Origin of the sequence: Paenibacillus humicus NBRC 102415 (genome assembly GCF_004000905.1) — a bacterium.
GTDB classification, from domain to species: Bacteria; Bacillota; Bacilli; order Paenibacillales; family Paenibacillaceae; genus Paenibacillus_O; species Paenibacillus_O humicus.
This window is the reverse complement of sequence record NZ_BIMD01000024.1, coordinates 45,564-59,152: the sequence shown is the minus strand read 5'-3', so window position 1 is coordinate 59,152 and position 13,589 is coordinate 45,564. Positions and strand designations below refer to the sequence as shown.

The window sequence follows — 13,589 nt, the reverse complement described above, 5'->3', positions numbered from 1 at the left end:
TCTCCACTCCTTCAAAAACTAAAAATAGCCGCGAATAAAATACGCCGAGGGGCATATTTTTTTCGTAGCTAGAAATTTACGGTTTCCGGTAGAAACCCTAGACCCTATCGTCCAGGATATACGAAATGAGACGTATTTATGCGGTTGTAGGATCAGAATACTGCAACGCAAACTTCAATGTCAACTCATGCGAGGCAGCGTGGCGCTGGAGGCGCGGCATGGGACCGGCGGGGATCGAGAACCGGAGAGGGGTGGCGGCATGGGCGAAAGCAGGCGCAAGGCGAACCGGAACCAAGGGACAAGCCGATGGCGGCATGTCGGACGAAGAGGGGGGTCGACCGAAAGGGGAGCGGGAAGATCGAGTGGAGCATTGACGAAGCCGCCCTTGTCGGGGCTGGGCGGGTGGCTGTGGCTCGTCCAGGTCGGCCTCGCTCTTCAGCTGGCTGTGTTCGCGGCGCAGCTCGCGGGACTGATCCGCTATTTGTTCGCGGATGGAGGCTGGCCTGCCATCATCGACAGCCAGGCGCCGGACTATCATCCGCTGATGGCTCCGCTTGCCGTCTACGAGCTGGCGGAGCTGGCCGTGCTGCTCCTGGCCACGGCGATGATGCTGGCCGGCTTCTACCGCAGGCTGCAAGCCTTCCCCGCCTGGATCGCCCTGTATCTGCTCGCCTGCCTGGGCGCGGTCGCGCTGGAATGCGTGTTCATCCTGCTCATGCCTTCCACGAGAGAAAGCGTCCTGCAGAATTCGCTTCCGGCCCTGCTGCGGACGGCGGTGCTGGCCGCGGCCTGGATTCCCTACTTCAGGCGGTCTCTTCGGGTGAGGAACACGTTCGTCCATTGAAAGACCGTGCTTGGGAGCAAGACGAACGGCGCATGTCCTCCCGAGCGAATGAAATCGAACAGACAATGCCCTCTTGAGCGAATCCGATCGGCCAGCCGGCCTTTCGGGCCTTCTGAAAACGAAGCGGATTGAAAGCTCTTGCCGAGAGCGTCGGATGCCTTTGCCCGGGGTATATAGAGCTATAAGAACGATCCGAACGAAGGAGGAATAACCTTATGCGTTTGCTAGCCGTCATCCTCATTATCGCCGGCCTTATTTTCGGCATATCCGGGCTTTTCGATTTCGTCGTCAACTCGGTCAAATTCGTCTTTTACATTCTGGCCATCCTGCTCCTCATCGGAGGCATCGGAATGATGTTCAGAAGGATCAAGTCCTGACCCCGCGATTCCGGAAATCGCGGCTTTTCGAAGAAACGAGGCCTGTCGACGGCTTCGTTTCTTTTTTTGTCCTCCGGCTGCCGAAACGCCGTCGTGCCTGTCGGATCCGGGCGGTAAATATATCCTTTATCCATATATTCAGAGGCAAACCCAAGTGATAGAATAGAGGGGATTCACAGAGAGGAGCGTTTCTCATGAAAAGAATCCATTTATCGCTGAAGGGCCGCCTCGCCCTCGCATTCCTGCTGCTTTTCGGCGGCGGCGCGGGCGCCGCTTATGGCGCAGAGACAGCGGCTCAGCCCGATGACTATCATATCGTTGCCCTGGGAGATTCCATCACCGTCGGGTACGAGCCCAAGGTGGAATACACGGTCGCTTCTCCTCCTTACGGCTACGCAGAGCGCCTGTACGAGCAGGCGCTCCTGCACGGACGCGCCTCGCTGTCCAATTACGGAATCGCCGGCTTGAAAAGCTCCGGACTGAAAGCGTTTGTAAGCGCCATCGGTTCGGGGACGCCGATAACGGCCGATGCCATTCAACCGGGCCTTCCCGATCCGAGGACGAACGAGTTCGGAGCGGCTGCCGCAAAGATCAGCCAGGAGCTTGCGTCCGCCGACCTCGTCGCCATCACGGTCGGCGGCAACGACGTCTCCGCGCTGCTGACGAGCGCGTCCGCCTTGTCGGATGCCGATCTGGCGGCGCAGGTCGCCTCCCTTCTGACCGAATACACCGGCAATATGACGGCCGTGCTCGACGTTCTTCACGAAATCAATCCCCATGCGTCGGTCGTCATTGCCGACCAGTACCAGCCGCTTCCGGTCATCGGCGGCAAGGAGCTGTACGCCAAGCTGACGAGAGCGACGGATGCTTTTACGGCCAATCTGGATAAGCTCGCGGCAGGCTACTCCGCCAAGGGGGCGGACGTCAAGGTCGCCCATGTCGCCAAGGAATTCGTCGGGCGCGAAGGCGTCCTCACCCATATGGTCAAGGACCGGGATTTCCATCCGACGCAGGAAGGGTACGCGGTCATCGCCAGCACCTTTGCGGCGGCGGTATGGGGAGCGAACATCGATCTGGCTGCTCCCGCGGCCGGTTCGCCGATGAACATCTATGCCGTCGGCAAGAAGCTCGACACCCCCTATAAGCCGGTGCTCAAGAAAGGCGTCAACTACATCGCCATCCAGGATATCGTGCAGGCCGTAGGCGCGAAAACCGTATGGGATGCCAAAACGTCGACGGCCAACATCAAGTACGGCAGCTTGACGGTCGGCGTGAAAATCGGCGCCTCGACCGTGACCGTGAACGGGGTCGCCGTGCCGGTCGATTCTCCAGCCTACCTGCAGCAGGTAGGCAAGGAATCCAAGACGTATGTGCCGCTGGCTACAGTGGCCAAAGGGCTTGGCTTCGGCGTGACCTACATTGCTCATCTCAAAACGGTATTTATCAATCCGTAGCTTTTTTGTCCCGGCCATTCTGCGGCCCGTCCAGCGTGTTTTCCTTGAGGAAGCGACGTGCGGCGGGCCGTTTGGTTGAAGGGTTATGTTCATATGAAGGAGCAGGATTCATCCATATTGCGGACGCGTCATCCAACCGGGAATGTCGGACGTGTACCTGAAGAGAAGACCATTGCCGAAAGGAGGCCGAGGAATGGGGAACTGGCTGGCAACGCTCCGCAAAGGCTACGGCCGCAAGCTCGCCGGCATCCATTCGCTGAACGGATGGATCGTCTTTCTGCTGGCGGTATCGGGGCTCATGCTGTTCGGAGGCTACTGGAGAGGCGTGCTCGGAGAAGGCCGCGTCTGGCTGAAAGGAATCCATATCGTGCTCGGCCTTGCGTCCTTGCTGCCGATGGCGGCCTATGCGCTGCTCGCTCCCAAGCACTGGAAGCAGCTGAGAGGCAAGCCTTGGCAGAGAGCGAACGTAATCGTCGTGCTGGCTCTGCTCGGCGGCTGGCTGCTGTCGGGAATCGTGCTCTGGCTGCACCGGCAGCTTGGTCCCGGCTGGGCGAATCCGGCTTTGACCTGGCATGATTTGCTGACCTGGATCGGCTTGCCGTATGTGCTGTACCATTCCATCACCCGGTTGAAATGGCTCAAGCAGGCTGGACGCCGAACGGTCCGCACCGGCAGGGAGGACGGACTGCATCCGGCCGCCTCTCCGGAAGCGCTCATGTCCAGACGGACGTTCATCCGCACAGCCGTAGGGGCGGGCATTGCGCTGGCGGTCGGACCTTCCTTCCTGCAGTGGGCGGGAAGGGCGCTCGGCAGCGCCGGCGGCGCGACCTCGGAAGAGCTGGCGAGCCGCGATGCCAACCGGCTCATCCCCGCTCCGCAGCCGCTGCCGGCATCGCTGCCTCCGCAAGGCGGCGGGGCCAAGGGGAATTTCCGCGTTTATACGGTCACGCCGATTCCGTCCTTCACGAATGCGGACTGGTCGTTCACGATAGACGGGCTGGTGGAGAAAAGCTTCATCTGGAACTGGGAGCAGTTCGTCGAGCTGAAGCGGACCGTCCAGGTCAGCGACTTCCACTGCGTGACGGGCTGGTCGGTGTACGGCAATACGTGGGAAGGCATTCCGCTGAAGCTGCTTCTGGAGCAGGCCGGCGTGAAGGCGGGGGCGGCGACGGCGAAGTTCTACTCCGGCGACGGGGTCTACACCGACTCGCTGACTCTCGAGCAGGCGGTCATGGACGATGTGATGGTGGCCGTCCTTCATGACGGCAAGCCGATCCCGAGCGATCTCGGCGGTCCTGTCCGGCTCATCGTGCCGCGCATGTACGCCTACAAATCGGTGAAATGGCTCAACCGCATCGAGCTGATCAAAGGCGATCATACGGGGTACTGGGAGGAGCGGGGCTACAGCAAGGACGCCTGGGTGTGACGAGAGCGGGACTCCAGCAAGGACGCCCCCATGTTGCCGACGTCTGCATGCCTGGCTTTCCCGACGATAAAGCGGGCTTGAAGCTTTTCATTGAAGCAGGGACTTTCTGGGCGGAGCCGTCGCGCCCAAGAAAGGATGCCTTGCTTTTTTTGTGCTTCCAAAGGCTCCGGATCGTTACTCCGCTGGACGGAACGACAGAAAGATGCAGGGAGCCTTCGCCGTGCAGCGCAGGGAAATCTAATTAAAATGCGCTTGGTTTCCGAAAGAATTTGGAGGAATCGACGGATGTTTGGATCCCAATTTGCTGAAGCGGGGGCATGGAATGGTTAGAAACCTAAAATTGGCAGTCGTACTCGCTTGTGCAATCGCTGCAGGCAGCGGCATGCAGCTGCCGGTGCAAGCTGAAAGCGTCTCGGCTGCAGCGGCATCCTGGACATGGAAGCAGCAGTCCGGGAAGGAAAGCTCGGAATTGACCGACATCACGGAATTGCAAAGCGGAGTCCGGATAGCGGTCGGCATGGACAGCACCGTATTGCGAAGCAAGTCCGGCGGGGCCTGGGGAGCGGTAGCTTTTCCCGGCCGCAGCACTCTGCAAGCGCTGGCTGCAAATGGCGCAGCTGCCGTTGTTGCAGGCGATCAAGGCGTGCTTGCCCGGACGAAGGACGGCATGGCCTGGACAAAGGGCGTCATCAGCGGAAAATGGACGCTGGCCGACTTTTCCCCCTCTTATAAAAATAAAGAGCTAGGGAAATATCCGCTCAAGCCATCCGATTTCGATTGGCAGGATGTCGTCTGGGACGGGCGGCAATTCGTTGCGGCCGGCATGACCCGAATCAAGATCGACTCCTATTCGTACACGTTTCCTGTCGCCGCCATATCCAAGGAAGGGACCCAATGGACGCTGAAGCCCATCCAAACCTCTGCAAGAGGCGATAAGGTCCTTATTTATAACTTCCATCAAAAATGGCTTGTCGCTATGGGGAGAAATATCCTGAGCTCAGCCGATTTGGCTGCATGGACCACGACTGCGGACGCCGTTGGCGGAGAAATTCATGCCATGGCGGACAACGGGCAAATCGCTGTCGCGGTAGGATACGACGGAAGCTCGGGCCAGGGAAGCATTGGCGGAAGAATCTATACCACAACCGATGGCGTTCACTTTAAGAAAGTCGGCGATCCGAACGCCTCCCTGAACAGCGTCGTCTGGGACGGCAAGCAATTCATTGCGGCGGGCGATTACGGCACCATCTATCGATCGATGAATGGAGTAGACTGGGACAAGATCTCGAAGACGGAAGGCATGTTCCAGAGTCCGCTCGGCTATGTGAAATACGGAGGTTTGGAAGGAAATATCAATGCTTTACTGAAGAGCGGAAATGCATACTTGGCGGCTGGAAGCATGGGGACCGTTCGTTCGGCTCCATCGCCTGACCAGGCATGGACTATCGAAGCCGCCGGGACCATGAACGATCTCTATGGCATTGCCTATTTCAAGGGGAACTATGTCGTAGCGGGCGTAGGAACATTGAAGGCTTCTGCGAATGGAAAAGACTGGGCCGATATCGACCCGGAGCTTATCCAGCCCGAAATCAAGCTGTACGAGTTGAAGAACGTGGGAGGCAGCTTTATTGCAGGCGGGTTTTCCTCCGCAGACGACCGGCTTTCCAGGTTTGGCCTCCTCTACCGGAACGGCAGGCTCAGCGAACTGGGCAGCTTGGAGCAGGATCATATCCGTGATATTACAGCGGTGGGCGGAGAGTTTCGCCTGCATGGCAAGACGATCGAAAAAAGAAGCCGGGACGGCTTGTCATGGGTTTCGGTACAAGCGGGAAACCCGGTTCCATCCGCATCCAGCGGGAAAGTATGGATCGGCTTTAAAGGGCAGGCCGATTATTATACATCCATCGATGGAGCGGCATGGAAAAAAACGAGCGCGACCCTGGACGGCTCCAACGGTTATTTTCCTAGGTTCACCGATGCGGTCTGGACCGGCTCCAAATTCATCGCCATTTCGGAAGATGCCCTTGTTGAATCCGTAGACGGGAAGGCCTGGAAGACGGTCTTGAAGAAGAGGTACACGTATTTGAAGTCGCTGGCCGTTACGGGCGGCGGAACGGCAGCGGCTGTCGGAAATGATGGCGCCGTATACATGTCGGAAGGCGGACGAGGCTGGGTGCAGCAGGAATCCCCGACATCAAAAGATCTTCAGAGTGTAATCTGGGATGGAACACGCTTTATCGCCGTCGGCTTTGATGGCGTCGTGCTGACAGCCGAACCCGCTGGCAAATGACAACGATAGGAGGCCTGTCCTTTCCTGCCATCCTGCTCTAGACGCATAAGGGGACGGTTTGCCGCCGCATGAGCATTCGATCTCTTTATTGATTCAGCGAAAAGCCGCCTTTCGGCGGCTTTTCGCTTTGGACGGGTTTCCTTGTCCGGCAACCGGAATCGCGGCTGTTTGCGGATCGCCGGAAGACGATGCCGGCTTCAGTCGGTTTTCTTCTTTTTGCCCGTAAAATTAGTGACGGATTTGACATCCTCCACCACGTCGTTGACGAATTCCATATTTTGGTTCTTTGCATGGCTGTGCGACGTTCCTTTATAGTTACCTTGATGGGACTTGTTCTCCATGAGCGGCTCACCTCCCGCCGTTAGTATGGTTCGGGACGGGCCTGCCGATACGGCAAAAGGCCGCGGACAGCCCATCCGGAAAGGAGCATGACAGCATGAATCGCATCTCGAAGCCAATCCGCAGCCGCCTGGAGCGACGGCAGCGGCATTGGACAGCCGGCCTGATGCTCGGCTCCCTGCTCATCGCCGCAGGCTGCGCGGGACCGCAGGACCAAGGGGGGCCGGTGCCGTCAGCCGCTCAGACGACCGGAACGCCGTCTCCATCGCCCGCCGGGCAGGATGACGCGGGTCCGTCGTCCTCCTCTATGCTGGATCGCGGCAGCAAGGCGCTGGCGGAAATCCGGAATTTCGATCTGGACATGGAGCTGAGACAGCAGATGGTGACGGACGGAGAGACGACGTCCATGTCCATGAGCAATAAAGGCACTATTTTCCTGGAGCCGCTCGTTCTGAAGCAAGTCACGGTCAATGATTTTATGGGCGAGCAGTCGACCATCGACTCGTACCTGAACAAGGACGGCTACTATATGTACGATCACTCCAATTCGGCCTGGAGCCGGATGCTCGCCTCCGAAGTGCCGAAGATCAAGGCGACGCTGTCGGACTTCCAGATCGCTCCCTCCAAGGAGCTCGACAAGATCAAGCCGCATGCAGCAAGCTTCAAGGCTTCCTCCAAGGAAGGCGTCACAACGCTGGCCTACAGCGGCGACGGCAAGGACGAGGCCGCCCAAGCGCTCGTGCGCGATCTGCTCCGCAGCACGATGGGAACCGACGAGATGGATGCTGCGATCCGGGATTCCATCCAGGTCGCCTCGCTTGAGTATTCGCTTGAATTCGATGAGAAGACGGGACTGCTGAAGCGGCTGAAGGCCGATGCGGACGTCACGATTGAATATGATGAAGGCAATCCCTCCAAGCTCCATCAGGAGCTGGCTTTGAATTACGGCAGCTGGAACGGGGCGAAGGCCGTGCAGGTGCCGAAGGAAGCTCTGACCGCTCCGGAGGTCATGCCTGCCGATCAGGGACTTCTGGATGCGCTCGGCGTGGAGGAAGGCGAACAGCCTTAGATCAAACGGCAGGTTTCGTCTCGGTCCGGCATTCGCGGCCGGGTCGAACGGATGAGAATGCCGAGCACCGAGCATATCCATGATGAAAACATCCAAGATGAACCCTATCCAAGTTGGCCAACCTTGTTTTTCCTCAAGCTTCCGGCGTCTCTGCCCGGAAGCTTTTTTGCTTCTCTTGCGGCCGACAGCCATTCCGGTGTTGGGAATAATTTTCACTGTATAAGAACATATATTCTCGTTTATAATAAAATAAGAATATATGTTCCTATACCAAGGGGGTCAAGGCATGGAATTCCGGAAGTGGATCGGACGTGAAGTGGAGATGATTTACGAGGACGCGAAGGGCAGCTTGAGCCGCCGGCTCGTTCGCGTGGAAGGCTTTAGCGGCAAGCATTTGAAGGCATTCGATCTGGCCAAGCGGCAGCCGCGCACGTTCCGGACGGATGGAATTCTGGCTCTGATGCCGCCCGCCCGCCGCGCAGTCTGAGCAGGGCGTCCATGGCCCGCCTCCTTTCGCTTCCATTTCTGCAAGTCCGAGAGGCCGCCCAAGCCGCGGCTTTTCTTTTTAAATTGTCCGATGTCATGTATAATGGCTCCTAGAGATCAAGCCTAACGGTTTCGCCGCCTCATGCGGCGGATTACGTTCGCGTAGAGAAGAGAAGAAGGGATGCGCGCTTGATATCCTTTCTTATCGGACAAGACTTTGAAGGAGTTGTTTTCATTGGCGCTCTCATGTGGCATCGTCGGTCTTCCCAACGTGGGCAAATCGACGCTTTTCAACGCAATTACTCAGGCTGGAGCGGAATCCGCCAACTATCCGTTCTGCACGATCGACCCTAACGTCGGCGTCGTGGAAGTTCCCGACGAGCGGCTGGATAAATTGACCGAGCTGGTCGTGCCGAAGCAGACCGTGCCGACCGCATTCGAATTCGTGGACATCGCGGGCCTCGTCGCCGGCGCCAGCAAAGGCGAAGGCCTCGGCAACAAATTCCTCGCCCATATCCGCGAAGTGGACGCCATCTGCCATGTCGTGCGCTGCTTCCAGGACGAGAACATCACCCACGTATCGGGCAAGGTCGATCCGCTGGGCGACATCCAGACGATCAACCTGGAGCTGATCCTCGCGGACATCGACTCCGTCGACCGCCGCATCGACCGCTCCCGCAAGAACATGAAGGGCGGCAACAAGCAGTACGCCCAGGAAGTCGAAGTGCTGGAGCGGATCAAGGAAGCTCTCTACAACGACCAGCCGGCGCGCAGCGTCGAGCTGAGCGACGAAGAGAAGACGCTGATCCGCGACCTTCACCTGCTGACGATGAAGCCCGTGCTCTATGCGGCCAACGTAAGCGAGGAGGAAGTCGCCGACGCCGAAGGCAATCCGTATGTGAAGATCGTGCGCGAATTCGCCTTGGCGGAAAATGCCGAAGTCGTACCGATCAGCGCGAAGGTCGAAGCCGAGATCGCGGAGCTCGAAGGCGAAGACAAGGCGATGTTCCTGGAGGAGCTCGGCATGGAGGAATCCGGCCTGAACCGCCTCATCAAGTCCGCCTACAAGCTGCTCGGCCTGTACACGTACTTCACGGCAGGCGTACAGGAAGTACGCGCCTGGACGATCCGCAAGGGCATGAAGGCGCCCCAGGCTGCCGGCGTCATCCACACGGACTTCGAGCGCGGCTTCATTCGCGCCGAGGTCGTATCCTATGACGATCTCGTCTCCGCAGGCTCCATGAATACCGCCCGCGAGCGCGGCCAGCTGCGCCTCGAAGGCAAAGAGTACGTCGTCAAGGACGGCGACGTCATGCATTTCCGCTTCAACGTTTAGCGCGGATTCAAGAACCGAGGGCTGCCGATTCATCCGGCCGTCCCTTGGAGCAGACAGCCCTGCCGCCGATTATCGGCGCGCAGGGCGTTTTGCGGTGCGCCGGGAATTTGGACAGGCCGCGACGTTTTTCCACGGCTTAACCATTTATGAATAAGTCTCATATATGGTATAATGGATGCCAGGACTTTTTTTAAAGAATATCACTAGGGGTGAAGTCAGGTGTTGGACCGTTTACAAGCGCTTGCGGACCGGTACGAAAAACTGAGCGAGCTGCTGTGCGATCCTGATGTAGCCAGCGATCCCAAGCGGCTCCGGGATTTGTCGAAGGAACAATCGGATCTTCAAGGCGCTTACAGCGCTTATACGGAATATAAAGAAGTGCATGCCCAGTACGAGGACGCCAAAGCGATGCAAGGCGAAAAGCTCGACGACGAGATGCGCGAGATGGTCAAGATGGAGCTCGAGGAGCTGGGCGAGCGGCTAGCCGGGCTGGAGGAGCGGGTTCGCGTCCTCTTGCTGCCCAAGGATCCCAACGACGACAAGAACGTCATTGTGGAGATCCGCGGCGCGGCGGGCGGTGACGAGGCGGCGCTGTTCGCCTCCGATCTGTACCGCATGTACACCCGCTTCGCGGAGACCCAGGGCTGGCGCGTCGAGCTCATGGATGCGAGCGAAAACGATCTTGGCGGCTTCAAGGAGGTCATCTTCAAGATTACCGGCAAGGGCGCGTTCAGCAAGCTGAAGTTCGAGAGCGGCGCGCACCGCGTGCAGCGCATCCCGGTGACGGAATCCGGCGGCCGAATCCATACGTCCACGTCCACCGTGGCCGTCATGCCGGAAGTCGAGGATGTCGAGATCGAGATTCACGACAAGGATATCCGCGTCGACACATTCTGCTCCAGCGGAGCGGGCGGCCAGTCGGTCAACACGACCAAGTCCGCCGTGCGCGTGACGCATGTGCCGACCGGCATCGTCGCCACCTGCCAGGACGGCAAGTCGCAGAACGACAACAAGGCCAAGGCGCTCCAGGTTCTGCGCGCCCGCATCTATGATATCCACCGTCAGGAAGAAGAAGCCAAGATTGCCGGCGAGCGCAAGAGCAAAGTCGGCACGGGCGACCGCAGCGAGCGGATCCGCACCTACAACTTCCCGCAGAGCCGCGTCACCGATCACCGCATCGGCCTCACGCTGCATCGTCTCGATTCCGTCATGAACGGCGACATGGGCGACATCGTCAATTCCCTGTCGCTCGCCGAGCAGGCGGAGCTGCTGGAGCGCGAAAATCTCGCCTAAGCGGGATTGAGGCGGCTTCGGATTGCAGCGCATTGCGGCATGCATATGGGTCGCATAACATAGTAGCAGCATTCGCATGTCATCACAGCTGCACAATGCATCTAAACACGCACTTGGTCATACAGCATGAACAGTGCACTGCGGCATGCAAGCGCATTGCGGCAAGACATTGATGGACATCGCATAGTAGCAGCATTCACATGTCACCGCAGCATGCACAGTGCCCGACATACGCCCCAAGCCCGCTAATCGGGATGGGGCTTTTTTTTCATCATGCGCAGATCATTACTCTTCAGGAGGCTCGGAATATGAGCGAGAACGATCAAGGCCGGGAAACGGAGTCATTCCGTCAAGCAGCAGGAGCATCGATCCAAGCCGCCCGCAAGCTGGCGGAGACCTACCTGGACCGCTGCGGCGTGGAGGAAGCAGGGGACAATGCCTCGCTACTGCTGCAGCATGTGCTGGGGTTGAACCGGGCGGAGCTGCTGCGCGACGGCCGGGAGGCGTTCCCGGCGGAGCGGCTGGCGGCATGGGAAGAAGCCATCACCCGCAAGGGGCGGGGCGAGCCCGCCCAGTATATAGCCGGGGAGCAGTGGTTTTACGGCCGGCCGTTCGCGGTCACGCCGGCCGTGCTGATTCCGCGTCCCGAGACGGAGCTGCTCGTGGAGGCGGTGCTGCAGGCGGCGGACAGGCTGTGGCCGCAAGCGGCAGGTTCGGCTGGAACGGAGGCATCGGCCGAGGCATTGCCGGGCAGCGCCAAGCCTGCCGCATCCGCTCTGCGGTCTGCGGGACTGGAAGCGCCTGCCGCCGCTGCCGCGCCGGTCGTCCTCGACGTCGGCACGGGCAGCGGCGCGATCGCCGTCACGCTGGCCGCGGAGCGCCCGGCATGGCGGGTGCACGCCTCCGACCTGTCTCCGGAGGCGCTGCGCACGGCCGAGGGGAACGCTCTCCGTCTCGGAGCGGAGCTGAGCGCGTTCATAGAGGGCGACCTGCTGCAGCCTTTTGTGGCTTCCGGCGGGGGAAGCATGGAGGGGCTCGAGATCGACGTGCTCGTGTCCAACCCTCCCTACATTCCGGCTGGCGATTTGCCGGGGCTGCAGCGGGAGGTGAGGGAGTTCGAGCCGAGGCTTGCTCTCGACGGAGGAGAGGACGGCCTCAATCCTTACCGCGCCATGGCGGTTCAGCTCAAGCTTTTGACGCGGCTTCCGTCGGTCGTAGGCTTCGAGCTCGGCATGGGACAGGCCCGGCAGGTCGCTGCGCTGCTTGAGGAAATCGGGCATTGGGACGACATCTCGATCGTGACCGATTACGGCGGCATCGAGCGCCATGTCGTCGCGGTCAGGTCGCCAGGCTCGGAGTGACGGCACCCGATCATGCGCCAGGGTTCGATGCGCTGGGCATGATGTTGCGCTCAGGGAGGGCGATAAAGTGCGTACCAAGAGCGTAAAGTTGCGTTAAGGGGATAGAGCCGGTACCAAGAGCGCAAGGCAGCGTTCAGGAAGATAGAGATTCGTACCAAGAGCGCAAGGCAGAGGTCAGGAAGATAGAGATTCGGTACCAAGAGCGCAAGAAAGCAACAGGACGATAGATACGAAGAGCGAAATGTTGCGTTCAGGGCGATATATCATCCGGAACGTTTCTAGCTACGGAATCCGGGCTGAATTCGCCTTCGTTACAGGCCAGCCTTCCCCGATACAGCTCCTCTTAATCTCGCAATCTTTGAAAAATTAGATTTGCAGGCAAGGTATAGAAGAATATAGAGCGGACATAATGGAGCATAGAGACGTTCCGGAACGCAAGCGGCGGTGCCGACGGGTGCCCGAGAGGAGCTTGTGCAATGTCCGTTCATTCCTATACTTCGGTGTCCCGCCCTTATCCGACCGCAGCTTCCCGTCTTTATTCGGCAGCAGCCCATTCGTACCGATTCCCGTTCCGCCTGTCCTACCTGTACCTCATCGTCTGTGTCGCCTTTCTGATGATGAGCTGGGAAAATGTCCGCAACGACGCCGCTCTGGCGCAAAGCTCCATTCCAAGCGAGGCCATCCGGCTGCGCATTCTCGCCAACTCGGATTCCGCCGTCGACCAAGCTACGAAGCGCGTCGTGCGCGATGCCGTCGTGCAGGCGATGAACGGCTGGGCCGCAGGGCCTCAGACGATCGAAGAAGCCCGTGCCGCGCTGCGCTCCCACTTGGGAGAGATCGAAGCTATCGTGGCCCGCACGCTGCAGGATCGCGGATTCTCTTACCGTTACAAGGCCGAGCTCGGCCAAGTGGCATTCCCGACTAAAGTCTACGGCGAGCAGGTGTATCCGGCAGGCGACTATGAAGCCCTCCTCATCACCCTCGGCGAAGGAAAAGGCCAGAACTGGTGGTGCGTGCTCTTCCCTCCGCTCTGCTTCCTGGACTCCTCTTCCGGCGACGCGGCTCCGAAGGCAGAGGCTGCTGCTGCCGTCGCAGACAGCAAGCCGGACCAGCTGTCAAAAGCCGATGCCGGCAAAGCATCTGCGGTCGCAGCCGACGCTCCTGCCGAGGCAGGACAAGCCCCCGAAGCGAAATTTTTCATCTGGGAGCTGATCAAGTCGTTCTTTTCCTTCCTGCGCGGCCTCTTCGCCTGATGGAGCGGGCTGTTGTATGAAGGCAAATATGGCTAATGGCAAATTCAACTCTTTCCCCTGC

Annotated in this window: 12 protein-coding genes and 1 riboswitch; of the genes, 11 read left to right on the top strand and 1 reads right to left on the bottom strand. The window is 59.2% G+C overall.

Features of this window, described 5'->3' with window-relative positions; translation table 11 throughout:
• Positions 1–45 precede the first annotated feature (45 nt).
• A riboswitch (purine riboswitch) is annotated at positions 46–144 on the bottom strand.
• 115 nt (positions 145–259) lie between these two features.
• From PHU01S_RS15245 to PHU01S_RS15225, 5 genes are all read left to right on the top strand, one after another.
• On the top strand, positions 260–844 hold the full coding sequence (locus tag PHU01S_RS15245) for a DUF2569 family protein (protein WP_164763080.1): 585 nt from the start codon (positions 260–262) through the stop codon (positions 842–844).
• A 215-nt stretch (positions 845–1,059) separates the two neighbouring features.
• The gene (locus PHU01S_RS15240; protein WP_021879014.1) at positions 1,060–1,221 is read left to right on the top strand and encodes a hypothetical protein; all 162 of its coding nucleotides are present in this window, start codon (positions 1,060–1,062) and stop codon (positions 1,219–1,221) included.
• Positions 1,222–1,415: 194 nt separating this feature from the next.
• Entirely contained in the window at positions 1,416–2,675 is a 1,260-nt protein-coding gene (locus PHU01S_RS15235) for an SGNH/GDSL hydrolase family protein (protein ID WP_127508254.1), read from the top strand.
• 193 nt (positions 2,676–2,868) lie between these two features.
• Positions 2,869–4,101 carry a molybdopterin-dependent oxidoreductase gene (locus PHU01S_RS15230; RefSeq protein WP_127508252.1) on the top strand — a complete coding sequence of 411 codons (1,233 nt, stop codon included), beginning with the start codon at positions 2,869–2,871 and terminating at the stop codon, positions 4,099–4,101.
• A gap of 394 nt (positions 4,102–4,495) precedes the next feature.
• Positions 4,496–6,391: a beta propeller repeat protein gene (locus PHU01S_RS15225; RefSeq protein ID WP_218032456.1), complete on the top strand. Its 1,896-nt coding sequence runs from the start codon at positions 4,496–4,498 to the stop codon at positions 6,389–6,391.
• 197 nt (positions 6,392–6,588) lie between these two features.
• Here PHU01S_RS15225 and PHU01S_RS25825 read toward each other — a convergent pair whose 3' ends face one another.
• Positions 6,589–6,732 carry a hypothetical protein gene (locus tag PHU01S_RS25825; RefSeq protein ID WP_021881336.1) on the bottom strand — a complete coding sequence of 48 codons (144 nt, stop codon included), beginning with the start codon at positions 6,730–6,732 and terminating at the stop codon, positions 6,589–6,591.
• A 95-nt stretch (positions 6,733–6,827) separates the two neighbouring features.
• Between PHU01S_RS25825 and PHU01S_RS15220 the strand changes: the two genes are divergently transcribed.
• The 6 genes from PHU01S_RS15220 (at position 6,828) to spoIIR (ending at position 13,528) form a co-directional block, all read left to right on the top strand.
• On the top strand, positions 6,828–7,799 hold the full coding sequence (locus tag PHU01S_RS15220) for a DUF6612 family protein (RefSeq protein ID WP_127508248.1): 972 nt from the start codon (positions 6,828–6,830) through the stop codon (positions 7,797–7,799).
• A gap of 286 nt (positions 7,800–8,085) precedes the next feature.
• Positions 8,086–8,286, top strand: a complete 201-nt coding sequence (locus tag PHU01S_RS15215) for a hypothetical protein (protein WP_127508246.1) — start codon at positions 8,086–8,088, stop codon at positions 8,284–8,286.
• Positions 8,287–8,520: 234 nt separating this feature from the next.
• The gene (ychF, locus tag PHU01S_RS15210; RefSeq protein WP_048748243.1) at positions 8,521–9,621 is read left to right on the top strand and encodes a redox-regulated ATPase YchF; all 1,101 of its coding nucleotides are present in this window, start codon (positions 8,521–8,523) and stop codon (positions 9,619–9,621) included.
• Between the two features lie 219 nt (positions 9,622–9,840).
• Positions 9,841–10,914 (top strand): peptide chain release factor 1, encoded by a 1,074-nt coding sequence (gene prfA, locus PHU01S_RS15205; protein ID WP_021881332.1) that lies wholly within the window; start codon positions 9,841–9,843, stop codon positions 10,912–10,914.
• 308 nt (positions 10,915–11,222) lie between these two features.
• Entirely contained in the window at positions 11,223–12,275 is a 1,053-nt protein-coding gene (locus PHU01S_RS15200; RefSeq protein ID WP_127508244.1) for a N5-glutamine methyltransferase family protein, read from the top strand.
• Positions 12,276–12,751: 476 nt separating this feature from the next.
• Positions 12,752–13,528, top strand: coding sequence for a stage II sporulation protein R (gene spoIIR / locus PHU01S_RS15195; RefSeq protein WP_127508242.1), 777 nt, complete (start codon positions 12,752–12,754; stop codon positions 13,526–13,528).
• Positions 13,529–13,589 lie beyond the last annotated feature (61 nt).

Coding starts and splice junctions, on each gene's coding strand:
- PHU01S_RS15230 (WP_127508252.1), top strand. CDS start 2,869: ATGGGGAACTGGCTGGCAACGCTCCGCAAAGGCTACGGCCGCAAGCTC.
- PHU01S_RS25825 (WP_021881336.1), bottom strand. CDS start 6,732: ATGGAGAACAAGTCCCATCAAGGTAACTATAAAGGAACGTCGCACAGC.
- PHU01S_RS15245 (WP_164763080.1), top strand. CDS start 260: ATGGGCGAAAGCAGGCGCAAGGCGAACCGGAACCAAGGGACAAGCCGA.
- PHU01S_RS15220 (WP_127508248.1), top strand. CDS start 6,828: ATGAATCGCATCTCGAAGCCAATCCGCAGCCGCCTGGAGCGACGGCAG.
- PHU01S_RS15200 (WP_127508244.1), top strand. CDS start 11,223: ATGAGCGAGAACGATCAAGGCCGGGAAACGGAGTCATTCCGTCAAGCA.
- PHU01S_RS15215 (WP_127508246.1), top strand. CDS start 8,086: ATGGAATTCCGGAAGTGGATCGGACGTGAAGTGGAGATGATTTACGAG.
- PHU01S_RS15235 (WP_127508254.1), top strand. CDS start 1,416: ATGAAAAGAATCCATTTATCGCTGAAGGGCCGCCTCGCCCTCGCATTC.
- spoIIR (WP_127508242.1), top strand. CDS start 12,752: ATGTCCGTTCATTCCTATACTTCGGTGTCCCGCCCTTATCCGACCGCA.
- PHU01S_RS15240 (WP_021879014.1), top strand. CDS start 1,060: ATGCGTTTGCTAGCCGTCATCCTCATTATCGCCGGCCTTATTTTCGGC.